Source organism: Ensifer sp. LC163 (assembly GCF_001695855.1).
GTDB lineage: Bacteria > Pseudomonadota > Alphaproteobacteria > Rhizobiales > Rhizobiaceae > Ensifer.
This window is the reverse complement of sequence record NZ_MBSS01000014.1, coordinates 82,984-98,333: the sequence shown is the minus strand read 5'-3', so window position 1 is coordinate 98,333 and position 15,350 is coordinate 82,984. Positions and strand designations below refer to the sequence as shown.

Here is a 15,350-nt window from a genome sequence, read left to right as displayed (position 1 = left end):
CGGCCCATCGACTGCAACGTTGCAGTCTTGAAAAAGGCGATGGTTTGGGGCTGGATGCGGCCGACAAACGGAGGAGCCCTCGGTATGACCGCCCTGATTCGCAACCCGATCCTGCCGGGCTTCAACCCTGACCCGTCCATCTGCCGGGTCGGCGACGACTACTACATCGCCACGTCCACATTCGAGTGGTACCCGGGCGTGCAGATTCGCCATTCGCGCGACCTGGTGAACTGGCGGCTGGTGCGCCGGCCGCTGGAGCGGGCAAGCCAGCTCGACATGCGCGGCAACCCCGACAGCTGCGGCGTCTGGGCGCCGTGCCTGTCCTATGACGACGGCCTGTTCTTTCTTGTCTATACCGACGTCAAGCGCTTCGACGGCAACTTCAAGGACGCGCACAACTACATCGTCACGGCAGAGGCGGTCGAGGCGGTCTGGTCCGATCCGGTCTATGTCAATTCCTCGGGCTTCGACCCGTCGCTGTTCCATGACGACGACGGTCGCAAGTGGTTCCTCAACATGCAGTGGAACCATCGCAGCGAGAGTTTTGGCGGCTCGCCGAAGCACCCGGCCTTTGACGGCATCCTTCTGCAGGAATGGGACGAGCGCACGCGCAAGCTCACCGGACCGGTGAAGAACATCTTTGCCGGCTCGCCGCTCGGCCTGGTCGAAGGACCGCACCTCTTCAAGCGCAATGGCTGGTACTACCTGACGACGGCGGAAGGCGGCACCGGATACGATCATGCCGTGACCATGGCACGGTCGCGCACGATCGACGGTCCATACGAGATGCATCCGGATACCTACCTGATCACGTCCAAGGATCAACCGGATGCGCCGTTGCAGCGGGCGGGTCACGGGCAATATGTCGAGACCCCGGACGGGCAGGCCTATCACACGCATCTCTGCGGCCGGCCGCTGCGACCTCAGCGTCGCTGCACGCTTGGCCGCGAGACGGCACTGCAGAAGTGCGTCTGGCGCGACGACGGCTGGCTCTATCTCGAAAACGGTGGGCCGGTTCCCGCGATCACGGTTGCAGCCCCGGGCCCGGTCGAGGCCGTGGCGGTGCGGCGGGTGGTCGAGACCGACTTCGATGAAAGGGCGTTGCCCGGCGAGTTCCAGTGGCTGCGCACGCCGCTGCCGGAGCGGATCTTTTCGCTGGAAAGGCGGGCAGGGCATCTGAGGCTCTTTGGCCGCGAAAGCATCGGCAGCTGGTTCGAGCAGGCGCTCGTCGCTCGCCGGCAGGAACATCATTCTTTCCGTGCTGAAACCACCGTCGAATTCGCGCCTGAGACCTATCAGCAGGTGGCCGGGCTGACGCACTATTACAACCGCCACAAGTTCCATGCGCTGGGCGTGACCTGGCACGAGACGCTTGGGCGGGCGCTGACGATCCTGTCCTGCCCGGGCGACTTCCCGCATGGCCGGCTGCAATTTCCTGTCGGAAGCGGCGTCGCCGTGCCGGACGGGCCGATCGGGCTTGCCATGGAGGTCCGCGACAATGACCTGCAGTTTTTCTGGCGACCGGCCGGCGTGGGCGGCTGGCAGGCGATCGGCCCGGTTCTCGACGCCGGTGTGGTGTCGGACGAGGGCGGCCGCGGCGAACACGGATCCTTCACCGGCGCCTTCGCCGGCATGTTCGCCTTCGACACATCAGGCTCGGGACAGGCGGCCGACTTCGACCTATTCCGTTACGTCAGCCTTTCGAAGTGAGAACGTCATTTTGTAAGGAGACGCTTATAAGTATGGAATATCATTACGCATTTGTAATGTAGCGTTTCATTTTCGGTTCAGGAAGTCGGGCCTATTTTCGGGGTGCAAATAACGAAAGGATACCCCGATGAAACGCCTCCTGACCGCTCTGGTCGCCAGCTCCTTCCTGATCACGCCGGTAGCGGCCTTTGCCCAGCCGGCAGGTTCCTTCGAGGTAGCGCAGAACCATGACCGCTATCAGCGCCGGCCGGTCGATCGTCACATGGACCGGAACGGGGATCGGCACGGCAACAAGCACGTGACCATCGAAAAGCGCGTCATCGTCAAGAAGAAGGAACGCTGGACCCGCGGCCATCGCCTCAGCCCCGCCGAGCGCCGCCATATGGCGCAGGTGCGCGATTATCGCCGCTACAAGCTGCGCCAGCCGCCGCGCGGCCAGCAGTGGGTTCGCGTCGACAACGACTTTCTGCTGATCAGCCTGGCGACCGGCGTCATCGTCGGCCTGGTGTCCGCGCACTAAAACACGACTGGGGCAGCCTTTCGGGCTGCCCCTTCGGCGTTCCTTACACTGTCGTTCGGCGCATCGGCGAGACGTCCGCGCCTTCGGTTCGATCCCGCTCGCCGAAAAGCAGTCGCTCCAGCGGACCGACCGGCATGAGAACTTCTTCCACCTCATCCTGTCCGTCGAAGAACGGGTCGAACATCGGCACCGGCCTGCCGGCCGCGTTAAGGCCCATGCAGGTGAAGCGCGGCCGACGCGGCCCTTGTCCCGCCGCCGCCATCAGGCCGCCCGCTGCGACCAGCTCGCGAAGGGATCCGGCAGGTCCCGCCAGCGGTCCGGCCGGAAGCCGGTGTCATCGATCAGGCAGGCGTCGAGTTCGGCCGTCAACAGGGCTTGATCCATCGGGTCGGCGCCGATGAAGACGATCTCCTGGCGGCGGTCGCCCCAGACGGGATCGATATAGGGGCCGACGGCCTTCAGGAAGCCCGGGTCGCGTGGCCATTGTTCCCTAGGCACGGCCGCCCACCACAGGCCCATCTTCGAGGTTCTGACCAGCGGCCCGGCCTGGCTCAACTCGCCGACATGATAGGGCCTCGTCGCCAGCCAGAAAAAGCCCTTGGCGCGCACCACGCCCTTCCAGGAGCGATTGAGAAACGCCTGGAACCGGGTGGGGTCGAACGGGCGGCGGGCCTTATAGACGAAGGAGCGGATGCCGTATTCCTCGGTTTCCGGAATATGATCCTTGAAGCCATGCAGCTCCTTGTACCAGAGCGGGTGTTGCTCGGCCCTGGCAAGGTCGAAACGGCCGGTGCCGAGCACCTCGCGCAGCTCAACCTGGCCGAAATCCGCCTCGATCAGCCGCGCATCCGGGTTCAGTCCGACGATGATCTTCAGCGCCGCATCGCGCTGCTCGGGCGTGGCCGTGCCGATCTTGTTGAGCACAACGACATCGGCGAACTCGATCTGTTCAACCAGCAGGTCGACCAATGTGCGCGTATCGCCTTCACCGGCCGTCTCGCCGCGATCGGCAAGGAAATCGAGCGAGGAATAGTCCGCGAGCAGATTGGCGGCGTCGACCACCGTCACCATGGTATCGAGCCGGGCGACGTCGGCAAGGCTCTCGCCATTCTCATCGCGAAAATCGAAGGTGGTGGCAACGGGCAGGGGCTCGGAAATGCCGCTCGATTCGATCAAGAGGTAGTCGAACCGGTTCTGTTCGGCGAGGTCACGGACTTCGCGCAAGAGATCGTCGCGCAGCGTGCAACAGATGCAGCCATTGGTCATTTCGACAAGCTGCTCTTCGGTGCGCGACAGGTTGGCGCCGCCGTCGCGGATCAGCGCGGCATCGATATTGATCTCGCTCATGTCGTTGACGATGACGGCGACGCGCAGGCCGTCGCGGTTGGTCAGCACATGGTTGAGCAGCGTCGTCTTGCCGGCGCCGAGGAAGCCGGACAGCACGGTAACGGGAAGCTTTTCCATAATCGGTTCCTATATGTTATACCATTACGTATTCGTCGAATTTAAAAAGCGAGCGCGAACGCCCGCCTGGACAATCCCGTAGCTGGGGGGCCGGCGTTTCAATTGACCTGGAGGCTCTGGCATCTGGCGCCGTTTCTGCCTCGACCGGTCTCAGTCATCGGTTTGCCTCCTCCTCTGGTCGCTCCCGGGTCAGGTCTCCCGCTTCGTCATCCTCCCGCTTGACCTCTCCTCCCGTCATCCTCGGGCTTGACCTCTCCTCCCGTCATCCTCGGGCTTGACCTCTCCTCCCGTCATCCTCGGGCTTGACCCGAGGATCCAACTGTGAGGCGCTGTACGAGGAGGCATGCTGGATGCTCGGGTCAAGCCCGAGCATGACCGAGCGAGGGGGAGCACGGCCGCCCACCCTAGCCGCATTGGGAGGACGGCCTTGCCGCCTTGGGAGGACGGCCTTGTCGCCGTGGGAGGGCGGATCAGCTTGCCGAGGCGAGGCAGGTCTTGAGCGATGTGCCGATGTTTTCCATCAGCTGGAAGTAGAGGTCCGGGCCTGCGTCGAGTGTCGCCGCTTCCGGATCTAGCGTGCCGGATTTCGCCGGCGTGCCTTCGATCACTACATTGATCAGCTTCGGTTCGAACTGCGGTTCGGCAAAGACGCAGGTTGCGCCCAGTTCCTTGATCTTGGCGTGAATCTGCGAGAGCCGCTCGGCGCCAGGCAAAACCTCCGGGCTGACCGTGATCGAGCCGGCAACCCGCACCTGGTAGCGGTGCTCGAAGTACTGGTAGGCATCGTGGAAGACGATGAACGGCTTGTCCTTCACCGGCGCGAGGGTGGTCGTCAGGCTCTTGTCGAGCGAGTCGAGGCGCTGGTTGAACTTGTCGAGGTTCGCCTTGTAGGCGGCGGCATTGTCCGGGTCGGCCTCGGTGAGCGTCTTTTCAATCTCGGCTGCCATCGCCCTGGCGTTCTGCGGATCGAGCCACATGTGCATGTCGAAGCCGTCGTGATCATGATCGTGCCCCTCGTGCGCGTGATCATCGGCGGTAGCGGCTTCGGGTGCTGCGGCATGGTCGTGTTCTGCTTCGCCCTCCGTGTGCTTGTGCCCTTCTTCCCCGTGACCAGCGTCGGTATGGGCTTCGCCATGGCCTTCGTCGCCATGATCATCCGCCTCGAAGGCGCCGCCTTCGCGGAATTTCAGCTTCTCAAGTCCAGGCGCCTCGCCGAGCTCCACCACCTTGGCGCCGCCGCTGAGCGCATCGAGCGGCTTGTCCAGAAAAGCTTCGAGCCCGGGGCCGACCCAGAAGACCACCTTGGCCGCCTGAAGTGCTGCGGCATTGGAGGGTTTCATGTTGTAGGTATGCGGGGAGGCGGCACCCTCGACGATCAGCGACGGCTCGCCGACGCCCTGCATGATCGAGGCGACGAGCGAGTGGACAGGCTTGATCGAAGCCACCACATTGGGACCAGCCGCCGCAACGGGCGACGACAAGAGGATGGTGGAGGCAAAGAGCAGGGCGGAAGTCGATTTCATCGGTTTCTCCGGGCTTGAATGTCACGCAAGCCCCTGAACCGAATGTGTTTTTCGGCCAGGGACAGGCGCAGTTCGGACATCTAAAACGCCGAGTGCACGTCCGGTTGAACGTGTGGACGTTTTAATGTAATGTTATTACATCAATTGCGTTATGCTATAACGTGTGCGATAGCCAGTGGCAACCGCCAATCCGGAATTTTTTGATGCTGAATTTCCGATCCCCAGAAACGACACCGCTGGTCCGGCTGAACGATGCCGGCGTCAGCCGCAACGGCCGCTGGCTGGTGCGCGGCGTCGAATTTTCGATCAGCCCCGGTGAGATCGTCACCCTGATTGGCCCCAACGGCTCGGGCAAATCGACGACGGCAAAGACCGCGATCGGCGTGCTGAAGGCCGACGAGGGCTATGTTGAGCGCAAACCAGGCCTGAAGGTCGGCTACGTCCCGCAGAAGCTGGCGGTCGACTGGACGCTGCCCTTGACGGTCGAGCGGCTGATGACGCTGACCGGACCTCTGAAGGGCCGGGAGATCGAGGAGGCGTTGTCGGCGACCGGGGTTTTGCATCTCGCCAAAGCCGAGGTGCAGCACCTGTCGGGCGGCGAATTCCAGCGGGCTCTCTTGGCGCGGGCGATCGCCCGCAAGCCGGACCTGCTGGTGCTCGACGAGCCGGTGCAGGGCGTCGACTTCAGCGGCGAGATCGCGCTCTACGAACTGATCAAGCAGATCCGCAATCGCACCGGCTGCGGCATTCTGCTGATCTCGCACGATCTGCATATCGTGATGGCGGAGACCGACACGGTTGTCTGCCTCAATGGCCATGTCTGCTGCCGCGGCACGCCGCAGGCGGTCAGCCAGAGCCCGGAGTACCAGAAGCTTTTCGGCCGCCGCGCCGCCGGCGCGCTTGCGGTCTACAGCCACAATCACGACCACACTCATCTGCCTGACGGGCGCGTGCTGCATGCGGACGGCTCGATCACCGAGCATTGCTACCCCGGCGACGGCCATCACCACGACGAGGACGACAACGTGCACGACCATGGCGAGGATTGCGGCTGCGGCCACCATACCCGCCTGCATGGCTTTGAACTGAAGGAGAAGCGCGATGCTTGACGATTTCTTCGTCCGGGCGCTGATCGCCGGCATCGGCATCGCCGTCATGGCCGGGCCGCTCGGCTGCTTCGTGATCTGGCGGCGCATGGCCTATTTCGGCGATACCATGGCGCATTCGGCGCTGCTCGGCGTCGCCCTGTCCTTGCTTCTCGACCTCAACCTGATGGTGGCGGTGTTCATCGTTGCGGCTGCCGTGTCGGTATTGCTGCTCTTTCTGCAGCGGCGCGGGGCGCTGTCGACCGATGCGCTGCTCGGCATTCTGTCGCATTCGGCGCTGTCGATCGGCCTCGTCATCGTCGCCTTCATGACCTGGGTGCGTATCGATCTCGTCGGCTTTCTCTTCGGCGACATTCTTGCGGTGTCGGAGGCCGACATCGACATCATCTGGGGTGGTGGCATCCTCGTGATCTTCGCCATCGTCTATCTCTGGCGGCCGCTGCTTGCGTCCACGGTCAATCCGGAGCTCGCCGAGGCCGAGGGCATGAGGCCGGAGCGGGCGCGGCTGTTCTTCATGCTCTTGATGGCGCTGGTGATCGCCATCGCCATGAAGATCGTCGGCATCCTGCTGATCACCTCGCTGTTGATCATCCCGGCGGCCACGGCCCGGCGCTTTGCGACATCCCCCGAGGTGATGGCGGTTCTGGCCTCGGTGATCGGCGCGTTTGCCGTGACCGGTGGACTTTTCGGCTCGCTGCACTGGGATACGCCATCGGGACCGTCTATCGTGGTTGCCGCACTTGCGCTTTTCGTCCTGAGTCTGCTGCCGATCGGGCGGCGCCGGTTGGAGACAGCGTCTCATTCCACGCCTGGAGGGCATCACTGATGGCGACCCCGCAACTGACCAAGAACCAGACGATGGTGATGGATGCGCTCAGCCATTCCGAGGGCCCGATGAGCGCCTACACCATTCTTGACAAGCTGCGCGATCAGGGGTTTCGCGCGCCGCTGCAGGTCTATCGCGCGCTCGACAAGCTGCTCGAATACGGCCTCGTGCACCGGCTCGAAAGCCTCAACGCCTTCGTCGCCTGCACGTGCCCACACGAGCATGAGCAAGACCACGGGGTAACGGCCTTCACGATCTGCGAAGGTTGCGGGCAGGTGACCGAATTCCACGACACTGCGATCGAGCAGCGGTTGTCGGCGCTGACGCGCGCCCAGAATTTCAAGACGGAAAAGACCACCATCGAGATCCGCGGCCATTGCCAGAGCTGCGCCTGACAGGCCGCTGATGCGGAGCAGAGGGGCTTGGCGTGCACGAGAGCATGCGCGCAGGCCGGCTTTGGATATTCCCTTAAACAGCGTCACATCTGACGCGCGGCGCGTTCAGTCGAGCTTCGTCAGCTGCATCGCATAACGCTGCCAGTTCTTGACGTAGTGGCTGGCCGAGCGTTTCAAGCCTTCGACCGCGGCATCGTCCAGCACGCGGATCGCCTTGGCGGGCGCACCGACGATCAGCGAATTATCGGGGAATTCCTTGCCCTCGGTCACCAGCGCGTTGGCGCCGACCAGGCAGTTGCGGCCGATCTTCGCGCCGTTCAGCACCGTTGCGCCCATGCCGATCAGCGAGTTGTCGCCGATGGTGCAGCCATGGATAATCGCGCCGTGGCCGATGGTGCAGCCTTCTCCAATGGTCACGGGAAAGCCGGGGTCGACGTGGATCACGGTGTTTTCCTGAATGTTGGTGCGGGCGCCGAGCCGGATCGGCTCGTTGTCGCCGCGCAGCGTCGCGCCAAACCAGATGCCGACATCCTCGCCGATCTCGACCTGGCCGATGACGTTGGCGTCTGGCGCCACCCAGTAGCTGCCCTCGGGCGGGGTTTGTGGGCGCAGTGGTCCAAGGGCGTAGAGCGGCATCGAGCGATCCTTGTGGCCAGAGCATTTCCAGGAAAAGTGCGTAGCGGTTTTCCGCGGGGAAATGCGTCGAGGGCGGTTAGAGCATTTCCAGGAAAAGTGCGTAGCGGTTTTCCGTAGGAAATGGATCGAAACAAGCGAAAGGGCGCTTCCATGACTCCGTCTAGAACGAAAGCGGAAGCGCTCCGATTTTAGAGAACGGTGACGGCAAGGGCCGCCACGCCATCGACACCGCAGGTCACCGTGTCGCCGCGAACCACAGGGCCGACGCCTGAAGGGGTCCCGGTCATGATGATATCACCGGGGGCGAGGGTAAACAGCCGCGAAAGCTCCGAGATGACTTCGGGTATCTTCCAGATCATCTGGTCGAGATCGCCGTGCTGGCGCAGCTCGCCATTGACCTTCAGCCAGATATTGCCGTTGACGGGGTGGCCGATCGCTTCGACCGGCACGATTTCGGAAACGGGGGCCGAATGCTCGAAGGCCTTGGCGGCCGCCCACGGCTTGCCGGCCTTCTTGGCTTCGGCCTGCAGGTCGCGGCGGGTGAAGTCGATGCCGACGGCATAGCCATAGACGCAATCGAGCGCCTGTTCGACCGGGATGTCGGCGCCGCCGCGCTTCAAGGCGACAACCAGCTCGACCTCGTGATGCACATCCGTCGTGCGCGGCGGGTAGGGGAAGGCCCTGTCGGCCACCAGCAGATTATCCGGGTTCTTCTGGAAGAAGAACGGCGGCTCGCGGTCCGGGTCGTGACCCATCTCGATGGCGTGGGCCGCATAGTTGCGGCCCACGCAATAAACCCGGCGCACCGGAAAACCCACGAGGCTGCCGGCGATCGGCAGCAGGACGGGTGGCGAAAGTGGAATGATTGTTTGCATGATGGTCCGGCTGTTTCGAATCCCAGCCGGACGTTAACACCCTGTTCGGGTGCTGCAAGGGTTTATCTCAGGCGCAGCAGGCGTAGGCCTGCAACTGGTCGCGCGTGAGAAACCGGCCGTCGGACCGAGAGTTCAGTTCCGGATGGCTGTATTCTAGGCTTGGTACTTGAAGTTCCAGGGCTTGTCGCACGGTCATGATGCCGACATCGCGACGGTCGCCGTCGCGCTTCACACTGACTTCAACGATGCGATAGAGATTCTGCTCGCTCATGATATCTCTCCCGTTTTCGTTGTCCCTTGTCCGGGACATTATGCTTTTCCCTTAATGGAATTGAGGCGCTTCGAAATTGGTTTTTATGAGGCACCTCACGATATAGCGGAGAGAAATGAACGCTTCACGACAGAAATCGGGCCATTTCCGGGAAATTTGCGAGCGATTTGAAGATGGTGCACCTAAACGGCGCGCTACCTCAATCACCGAACCCCATGTGCAGGCTCTGTCCGGGCGCGCGGTCGCGCCGCCACAAGTCATTTCTCTCAAAAGGCGCCAGACGCCAATCGAAACAACATCCAGCGTGCTCTTCGCATGCTGGCGGCAAGAGGCGAGTGCAGAGGCACCCGGCCCGGGCGGCAAACCCTCTCAGTGGGCTTTCAGTTCGGCTTCGCGTGCGGCAGAGATAAACAGCGATCGCGCTTCTTCGACCGTGCGGCGGCCGTCGATCGCAGCGCGGCAGGCGCTGCGGGCGGCGACATAACTCGGTCCGCGGCGCGGCCACTGGTCGGCAAGGCAGGCGAGCGCGTCTGAAGGGCCTTTGACGGTGCGAACGTCTCCGGTCACGAGATCGAGTTCGATCGGCTGGTTCCAGATGATTTGATGCATGCGTCTCCTCCTCGAGATCATCTCAATGAATGTCGGCATTGCGACCGCTTGCGACAGGGCTCCTCCCACGCGGCAAGCGGTCAATCGTGCTAATGTAACGCAGGATAACGCTTTTGTAAGCAGCTTTTGAGGGTGTGTGTTGCTGCGGTGCAACCTCTAGCTCATGACTCTAGGAAGAGGTCGATGTCTCCGCCGGCAGGCGTGAGGCGAACCAGCGGCCAACGACGAGCAGCAACTGCTCATTTGTCGTGCCTGCCAGATATTCGTCGATCAGCATGCGCGCATGCCGGCGGGCGTGCTCGCTGTCGCGTGGCCAGTGATGTTCGGCGCAGATATTGTCGAAAACGCGCTGCAGCGTGTCGATGTCCGGCTGCGACAGCGCAATACATTGTGTCGAGCGCAAAGGGTTCACGTCTGTCTCCCCCGGCACCCAAGTCCCGGTGCCCGACGAACTATGCCACAACGCCCTATAATTGAACCCCTGGGGAATGAGGGGTTCCCGGAGCAGGTCGGAATCGGAAAGCGCCGGCGTTGGCCCGCCGGGTCACCCGGGACCGCGACGTCTTTGGTGTCTCAGGCCGGTCCGACGCCTGCCACCTTGGTCTGGCGTCCGCCTTCCTCGATCCTGACATAGTCGGGTCCGATCTGCGCGAACTGGTCGCAGCGCCTGCCGCCATCCTCGAATGTGATGCAGACCTCGTCGCCTGCGATCGTGTAGGTTCCGCCGTCGCGCACTTCGTAGTCGCGGTAGCCATAGCGGCCGTCGGCAAAGTAGGAGGAGACGACGCCATTGACCGTGTAGCGCAGCGACTTGCCGACGATGAGGGCCTGAAGATCGGCTCCGGAGAGCGTCGGCACGGAGGGGGGCTTCGGCTTTGCGATCTCCTGGTCTTCGAGCGCCATCGACTGGCAACCCGCGAGCTGGAGAGTGAGGAGTGCCACGATCGCGCGTTTCATACCGTCTTCCCTTGTTCCTGCCTTCTGTATCGATACAGGGACGCTGGCCTAATCGCCCGTGACGCTGCCTGTCAACCCGGTGATATTTACATCGGTCGTTTTGTGCCGCCCGGCTGCGCGTGAATTCGTTTCCGTGCCGCACGTCGAGCGGTGTCAGCCGCCTTGCGGCGTCGCTTCAATAGTGCGGAGGTCGCAAGCGCCGGGTGGCCAGTCCGGCCATCTCGTGCTATGGGGCTGCGGGCGGCGCCCGACCCGACACCAATTGGGTGCGTTCGTTTCAATGCCGTCCTCCTGGATTGCTACAAAATCGGCCGCTCTGCACCTATCTGACAGGGGCGGCCGCACGAAGGTCGAATTCGCGCGCTCGCCGCGCACCGATCGGTTATGAGAGACTTGCCTGATATGGCCGAAATTTTGCGCAACAGCCGCTATTTCAAAAGCCCGGTCTTTGCCGTGGCGCCTATGATCGATTGGACCGATCGGCACTACCGCTTTTTCGCGCGCCGGCTTACGCGGCATGCGCTGCTCTATACCGAGATGATCGTTGCCGATGCGATCCTGCGCGGTGATCGCGGCAAGCTGCTTGGCCATGACGTCTCGGAGCATCCGCTGGCGCTGCAGCTTGGCGGCAACGATCCGCGCAAGATGGCGGAAGCCGCGCGCATTGCCGAAGAGTGCGGCTATGACGAGATCAATATGAATGTCGGCTGCCCGTCGGACCGGGTGCAATCCGGCACGTTCGGCGCCTGCCTGATGCAGGAGCCCGGCGTGGTGGCGGAATGCGTGGCGGCGATGAAGGCAGCGGCCAAGATTCCGGTGACGGTAAAATGCCGCATCGGCGTCGACGAGCAGGATCCGGAAGTGGCGCTGCGGGATCTGGTGTCGCGCGTGACCGACGCCGGCACGGACGCCGTCTGGGTGCATGCCCGCAAGGCCTGGCTGCAGGGGCTGTCGCCAAAGGAAAACCGCGACATCCCGCCGCTCGACTACGACCTCGTGCATCGTTTGAAGGCGGAAAATCCCAATCTTTTCATCGGCCTCAATGGCGGACTTCAGACTTTGAGTCAGTCTCTTGCGGAGCTGAAACACCTCGACGGCGTGATGCTCGGCCGCGCCGCCTATCATGACAGTGCCATGCTGTCGGCGGTCGATGGCTTCTTCGCCCATCCGCTGACCGATGCGCCGGCGCTCATCCGCGACGGCGCCGATTTTTCAGAACGCGGCCACCGGCTCGACCTCGCCTTCTGGGCAGAACTGCGCGACGCGATGGCCGATTATGCTGCCGGCCATATTGCCGCCGGCGGGCGGCTGGCCCATGTCACGCGGCATATGGTCGGGCTGTTCCAGGGCTGGCCGGGTGCGCGGCGCTATCGCCAGATCCTTTCGTCCGACGCCACCCGGCCAGGCGCGGGGCCGGAGGTCATCCACGCGGCCTTCGACGCCGTGTTCGAGGCGGCCGCTGCCAAGCAGGCGGCTGAGTAGGTCCGAGTTCGCCTCGGAAACAGTCGCTGTTCCTTCACCATCCCGTGCCTGTCACAGGGACAGTGGCGGTGCGTGTGAAGGACGGGAAGCTCCGACGGGGCCATCTTCGCTGTCATCCTCGGCCTTGAGCCGAGGATCGATGCCCGCCCGGCAGATCCGGTGCAGGCCAAAGGGTCTCGTTGGCGCTGTAGGTGGCTCGGCCAGCGTGCTGGAGCACGTCCGACGCGAACCATTACAGCGCCGCGCGTCAAACATGACGCGCTAAGGACGCTGTAACACTTTAAACTTGCTGCATAATTTATCCTTAAATCGATTCCGATTTAAGGAATTATGCAGTAGCCCAAACGAAAACGGCGCCCCCTGGGGAGCGCCGCTTCCAAAAAGTCCAGTCGGACGATCCGGCTTACGAAGCCTGGATGTTGACGGCCTTCGGGCCCTTGCCCATGCGGTCAGCTTCGGTGTCGAACGTGACAACCTGGCCGTCCTTCAGCGTAGCAAGGCCAGCGGCCTGTACAGCGGAGATGTGGACGAAAACGTCCTTAGCGCCGCCGTCCGGCGTGATGAAACCAAAACCCTTGTCCTGGTTGAAGAATTTTACGGTGCCCTTAGTGGCCATGGAAGAAGTCCTTTTCCTTCAGTCTTAAAGCTATACCCGCGCCCCCGGGGGGATGTGGGTGTGTCGTCTTCCGCATACAAGCGGATAGGCGTCGAGTAGTCACGATAACGGGGAAAGAACGTCCATTTGCCGCTTCCGGCCGGCCCGGCAAGCCGGGCACAAAAGAGAAAGTCCAGTCTCCGGGATTGAAAACGCCCGAACGGTAGCAGCAGTGACAGTATTTGCACAAAAACGCAAGAGCCATTCGCGCGGCTTATTTCGGGAAAATGTGGCGCCAACCACAGCATTCTCAGGGGTTTTAGACTTCGGTCCGCGTCGAGGGCTGCCGCTCGGCCAAGCGGACCGCGGAGCCGGCCCGACCGCAAGTCGGTTTTCGGGGGCGGGCCAGAGTGCGTTGCCCGCATTGTCGAAAACGCCCATCGGCGATCGCCGCTCGGGCCGCGACACGAATTCACCACCATCGACCCCGCATGGAAAAATCGGGGACGGCCCGGTTCTGACCACAATTTCGTCCCGGCCACGGCCGAACGTGCGCGCCGCTTCGGGCGGGCGTTGACACAGCGAACCCGGCAGCGTGCGGTGCTGATCGCCATCACATCGCATCAGCACTTGAACAAGTTTGGGATAACGCGCAGGCTTTACCGGTGATTGGTTCCGGTCTTCGGATGCGTGCGTTAGGTCAGGCGGAGAAATCGGAATGCGAGACGAACAGGGGGCAGCGTGATCGATCCCTACGAGATGCTTGGCGTGGACCGCGACGCGAATGACCAGACCATCCGCACGGCCTATCGCAAGGCAGCCAAGGCGGCTCATCCCGACTCGGGCGGCGATGCCGAGCAGTTTGCCCGGCTGCAGGCGGTCTATGATCTCCTGAAGGACCCGGTGCGCCGGAAGGTCTTTGACGACACCGGCTACGACCCGCAGCTCGCCGAGCCGCGCGACCTCAAGGGCCTGATGATGCTGGAGACGCTGGTCAACGACTTCATCCTCGACGAGCGCGAACCCGGCAGCTTCGACCCCGTTGCCGCCATGCGCCGCAAGCTTTCCGACGATATCGTCAAAAGCCGCTTCCACATCCTGGAGCTGGAGCGTCACCGCGCCCGCGTGCGCAAACACCTCGACCGCCTCGGCCGCCGGCCGGAGACCGACGTGCTTGGCTCGATGCTGCGCGCCCGCTCACGCTCGATCGCCGAAGCGATCAAGACGACCGAAGAGCAGATCAAGACCATCGAACAGGCCTATGAAATGCTGGAGGGCTATTCCTACGAGTTGGAGGCGCTGGAGGCAAAGGCGCACGCGGCGGAGTAGGGCAGCTCGCATCTTGCGGCAGGAGAGGCGCTACAGCGCCGCGCGTCTTTTAAGACGCGCCAAGGTCGCTGTAACATTTTGAATTGCTGCATGTTTTTCGCCTTAAATCGAATACGATTTAAGGAAACATGCAGTAGGTTCAGAGCGCAAGGAATGGTCTGCGGCGACGATGGCGGATCGGAGGCGGGCGCGGGTCAGGATCGGCACGATTGTCGCCACGCGTTGCATTCCAAGCCGTGTCAGGTTTAGCTTATATGGCCGCACCGGGACTTGGGGGGAATGCAGATGACCCGTCGCAGGAAACTTCATGCATTGCTGAGCGTTCTGGCGGCCGTGCTGGTTGCCTATCTGCTGGTCAGCTACTTCCTGCTGCCGGAACTCTGGATTTTTCGCGACCGGAGCCGGGTCGACGATTTCAGCTCCATGGTCACCACCACCGAGCAGGATATCCCCGGCGACCCGATCAATGTCGGGCTCGTCGGCTCCAGGGAGCAGATAATCCGCGCCTTCGCCGCGGCCGGCTGGGATCCGGCCGACAAGATCACGCTGCGCTCCTCGGTCGATATCGGCTTGAGCGTGGTGCTCGATCGGCCGGATCTTGATGCGCCGGTCAGCCCTTTGTTCTTCGAGGGCCGGAAACAGGATCTGGCGTTCGAAAAGCCTGTCGGTAACAGCGCCGACGAGCGCAACCACGTGCGCTTCTGGCTGAGCAAACAAACCGGTGCGGATGGCAGGCCGCTCTGGCTCGCTTCGGCAAGTTTCGACCGCGGCGTCGGCTTCAGTCACGACACCGGGCAGATCACCCACCATATCGGCCCGGATCTGGACGCCGAGAGAAACCTGGTGATCGCCGACCTGCAAAAGGCCGGGCAGGTCTCGTCGACCTATGACATCCCCGGTATCGGTGCCACCAAGACCGGCCGCAACGGCGGCGGCGATCCCTATTATACCGATGGCAAGGCGCTGGTTGGCGTGCTGAAGTAAGCGACAACCGCCACCGGCGTTCAAAGTGCGGCGCTACAGCGCCGCGCGTCTATTTAGACGCGCAAAGG

Annotated in this window: 18 protein-coding genes; 8 read left to right on the top strand and 10 right to left on the bottom strand. The window is 62.8% G+C overall.

All coding sequences use genetic code 11. The annotated features are described in order from the left end of the window. Nucleotides 1-84 precede the first annotated feature (84 nt). Together BC360_RS15000 and BC360_RS14995 are read left to right on the top strand one after the other, a co-directional pair. Entirely contained in the window at nucleotides 85-1,710 is a 1,626-nt protein-coding gene (locus BC360_RS15000; protein WP_065795736.1) for a glycoside hydrolase family 43 protein, read from the top strand. Between the two features lie 127 nt (nucleotides 1,711-1,837). Next, nucleotides 1,838-2,230, top strand: coding sequence for an RcnB family protein (locus BC360_RS14995; RefSeq protein WP_065795735.1), 393 nt, complete (start codon nucleotides 1,838-1,840; stop codon nucleotides 2,228-2,230). Nucleotides 2,231-2,273: 43 nt separating this feature from the next. Here BC360_RS14995 and BC360_RS31570 read toward each other — a convergent pair whose 3' ends face one another. The 3 genes from BC360_RS31570 to znuA form a co-directional block, all read right to left on the bottom strand. Continuing rightward, on the bottom strand, nucleotides 2,274-2,492 hold the full coding sequence (locus BC360_RS31570) for a hypothetical protein (RefSeq protein ID WP_139110053.1): 219 nt from the start codon (nucleotides 2,490-2,492) through the stop codon (nucleotides 2,274-2,276). Further along, nucleotides 2,492-3,697 carry a zinc metallochaperone GTPase ZigA gene (gene zigA, locus BC360_RS14990; RefSeq protein ID WP_139110052.1) on the bottom strand — a complete coding sequence of 402 codons (1,206 nt, stop codon included), beginning with the start codon at nucleotides 3,695-3,697 and terminating at the stop codon, nucleotides 2,492-2,494. Before zigA ends, BC360_RS31570 begins: the two co-directional genes overlap by 1 nt. 467 nt (nucleotides 3,698-4,164) lie before the next feature. Then, nucleotides 4,165-5,217, bottom strand: a complete 1,053-nt coding sequence (gene znuA, locus BC360_RS14985; protein ID WP_065795733.1) for a zinc ABC transporter substrate-binding protein ZnuA — start codon at nucleotides 5,215-5,217, stop codon at nucleotides 4,165-4,167. A gap of 203 nt (nucleotides 5,218-5,420) precedes the next feature. Here znuA and BC360_RS14980 point away from each other — a divergent pair, with 203 nt between their 5' ends. The 3 genes from BC360_RS14980 to BC360_RS14970 are packed head-to-tail and all read left to right on the top strand — an operon-like array spanning nucleotide 5,421 to nucleotide 7,544. Continuing rightward, nucleotides 5,421-6,326, top strand: a complete 906-nt coding sequence (locus BC360_RS14980; RefSeq protein WP_065795732.1) for an ATP-binding cassette domain-containing protein — start codon at nucleotides 5,421-5,423, stop codon at nucleotides 6,324-6,326. Further along, nucleotides 6,319-7,149 carry a zinc ABC transporter permease subunit ZnuB gene (znuB, locus tag BC360_RS14975; protein WP_065795731.1) on the top strand — a complete coding sequence of 277 codons (831 nt, stop codon included), beginning with the start codon at nucleotides 6,319-6,321 and terminating at the stop codon, nucleotides 7,147-7,149. Before BC360_RS14980 ends, znuB begins: the two co-directional genes overlap by 8 nt. Beyond that, nucleotides 7,149-7,544 (top strand): Fur family transcriptional regulator, encoded by a 396-nt coding sequence (locus BC360_RS14970; protein WP_065779906.1) that lies wholly within the window; start codon nucleotides 7,149-7,151, stop codon nucleotides 7,542-7,544. Before znuB ends, BC360_RS14970 begins: the two co-directional genes overlap by 1 nt. A gap of 105 nt (nucleotides 7,545-7,649) precedes the next feature. Here the strand turns inward: BC360_RS14970 and BC360_RS14965 are convergent, their stop codons facing one another. The 6 genes from BC360_RS14965 to BC360_RS14940 form a co-directional block, all read right to left on the bottom strand. Then, on the bottom strand, nucleotides 7,650-8,180 hold the full coding sequence (locus BC360_RS14965) for a gamma carbonic anhydrase family protein (protein ID WP_065779908.1): 531 nt from the start codon (nucleotides 8,178-8,180) through the stop codon (nucleotides 7,650-7,652). Nucleotides 8,181-8,368: 188 nt separating this feature from the next. After that, entirely contained in the window at nucleotides 8,369-9,055 is a 687-nt protein-coding gene (locus BC360_RS14960) for a fumarylacetoacetate hydrolase family protein (RefSeq protein ID WP_065779910.1), read from the bottom strand. A gap of 67 nt (nucleotides 9,056-9,122) precedes the next feature. Next, nucleotides 9,123-9,326: a hypothetical protein gene (locus BC360_RS14955; RefSeq protein ID WP_063934152.1), complete on the bottom strand. Its 204-nt coding sequence runs from the start codon at nucleotides 9,324-9,326 to the stop codon at nucleotides 9,123-9,125. 369 nt (nucleotides 9,327-9,695) lie between these two features. Then, the gene (locus BC360_RS14950) at nucleotides 9,696-9,935 is read right to left on the bottom strand and encodes a DUF982 domain-containing protein (RefSeq protein WP_053251758.1); all 240 of its coding nucleotides are present in this window, start codon (nucleotides 9,933-9,935) and stop codon (nucleotides 9,696-9,698) included. Between the two features lie 169 nt (nucleotides 9,936-10,104). Then, complete coding sequence (locus tag BC360_RS14945) at nucleotides 10,105-10,347, bottom strand: hypothetical protein (RefSeq protein WP_202618617.1); 243 nt, start codon at nucleotides 10,345-10,347, stop codon at nucleotides 10,105-10,107. A 161-nt stretch (nucleotides 10,348-10,508) separates the two neighbouring features. Beyond that, nucleotides 10,509-10,892: a hypothetical protein gene (locus BC360_RS14940; protein ID WP_065795730.1), complete on the bottom strand. Its 384-nt coding sequence runs from the start codon at nucleotides 10,890-10,892 to the stop codon at nucleotides 10,509-10,511. 384 nt (nucleotides 10,893-11,276) lie between these two features. On the opposite strand from BC360_RS14940, the gene dusA reads away from it, so the two are divergent. Beyond that, a complete protein-coding gene (gene dusA / locus BC360_RS14935; protein ID WP_139110051.1) occupies nucleotides 11,277-12,374 on the top strand; it encodes a tRNA dihydrouridine(20/20a) synthase DusA in 1,098 nt (365 codons plus the stop codon). Between the two features lie 403 nt (nucleotides 12,375-12,777). Here the strand turns inward: dusA and BC360_RS14930 are convergent, their stop codons facing one another. Continuing rightward, nucleotides 12,778-12,990 carry a cold-shock protein gene (locus BC360_RS14930; RefSeq protein WP_025427309.1) on the bottom strand — a complete coding sequence of 71 codons (213 nt, stop codon included), beginning with the start codon at nucleotides 12,988-12,990 and terminating at the stop codon, nucleotides 12,778-12,780. Nucleotides 12,991-13,728: 738 nt separating this feature from the next. Here BC360_RS14930 and BC360_RS14925 point away from each other — a divergent pair. Both BC360_RS14925 and BC360_RS14920 read left to right on the top strand, forming a co-directional pair. After that, nucleotides 13,729-14,298, top strand: a complete 570-nt coding sequence (locus BC360_RS14925; RefSeq protein ID WP_139110054.1) for a J domain-containing protein — start codon at nucleotides 13,729-13,731, stop codon at nucleotides 14,296-14,298. A 285-nt stretch (nucleotides 14,299-14,583) separates the two neighbouring features. Beyond that, complete coding sequence (locus BC360_RS14920) at nucleotides 14,584-15,282, top strand: LssY C-terminal domain-containing protein (RefSeq protein WP_083222564.1); 699 nt, start codon at nucleotides 14,584-14,586, stop codon at nucleotides 15,280-15,282. Nucleotides 15,283-15,350 lie beyond the last annotated feature (68 nt).

Bases quoted from the DNA above. Each gene is read 5' to 3' on its own strand.
- BC360_RS14995 (WP_065795735.1), top strand. From the start codon at position 1,838: ATGAAACGCCTCCTGACCGCTCTGGTCGCCAGCTCCTTCCTGATCACG.
- BC360_RS14950 (WP_053251758.1), bottom strand. From the start codon at position 9,935: ATGCATCAAATCATCTGGAACCAGCCGATCGAACTCGATCTCGTGACC.
- BC360_RS14955 (WP_063934152.1), bottom strand. From the start codon at position 9,326: ATGAGCGAGCAGAATCTCTATCGCATCGTTGAAGTCAGTGTGAAGCGC.
- znuA (WP_065795733.1), bottom strand. From the start codon at position 5,217: ATGAAATCGACTTCCGCCCTGCTCTTTGCCTCCACCATCCTCTTGTCG.
- BC360_RS14980 (WP_065795732.1), top strand. From the start codon at position 5,421: ATGCTGAATTTCCGATCCCCAGAAACGACACCGCTGGTCCGGCTGAAC.
- BC360_RS14925 (WP_139110054.1), top strand. From the start codon at position 13,729: ATGCTTGGCGTGGACCGCGACGCGAATGACCAGACCATCCGCACGGCC.
- dusA (WP_139110051.1), top strand. From the start codon at position 11,277: ATGAGAGACTTGCCTGATATGGCCGAAATTTTGCGCAACAGCCGCTAT.
- BC360_RS14960 (WP_065779910.1), bottom strand. From the start codon at position 9,055: ATGCAAACAATCATTCCACTTTCGCCACCCGTCCTGCTGCCGATCGCC.
- znuB (WP_065795731.1), top strand. From the start codon at position 6,319: ATGCTTGACGATTTCTTCGTCCGGGCGCTGATCGCCGGCATCGGCATC.
- BC360_RS15000 (WP_065795736.1), top strand. From the start codon at position 85: ATGACCGCCCTGATTCGCAACCCGATCCTGCCGGGCTTCAACCCTGAC.
- BC360_RS14920 (WP_083222564.1), top strand. From the start codon at position 14,584: ATGACCCGTCGCAGGAAACTTCATGCATTGCTGAGCGTTCTGGCGGCC.
- BC360_RS14940 (WP_065795730.1), bottom strand. From the start codon at position 10,892: ATGAAACGCGCGATCGTGGCACTCCTCACTCTCCAGCTCGCGGGTTGC.
- BC360_RS31570 (WP_139110053.1), bottom strand. From the start codon at position 2,492: ATGGCGGCGGCGGGACAAGGGCCGCGTCGGCCGCGCTTCACCTGCATG.
- BC360_RS14970 (WP_065779906.1), top strand. From the start codon at position 7,149: ATGGCGACCCCGCAACTGACCAAGAACCAGACGATGGTGATGGATGCG.
- BC360_RS14965 (WP_065779908.1), bottom strand. From the start codon at position 8,180: ATGCCGCTCTACGCCCTTGGACCACTGCGCCCACAAACCCCGCCCGAG.
- BC360_RS14930 (WP_025427309.1), bottom strand. From the start codon at position 12,990: ATGGCCACTAAGGGCACCGTAAAATTCTTCAACCAGGACAAGGGTTTT.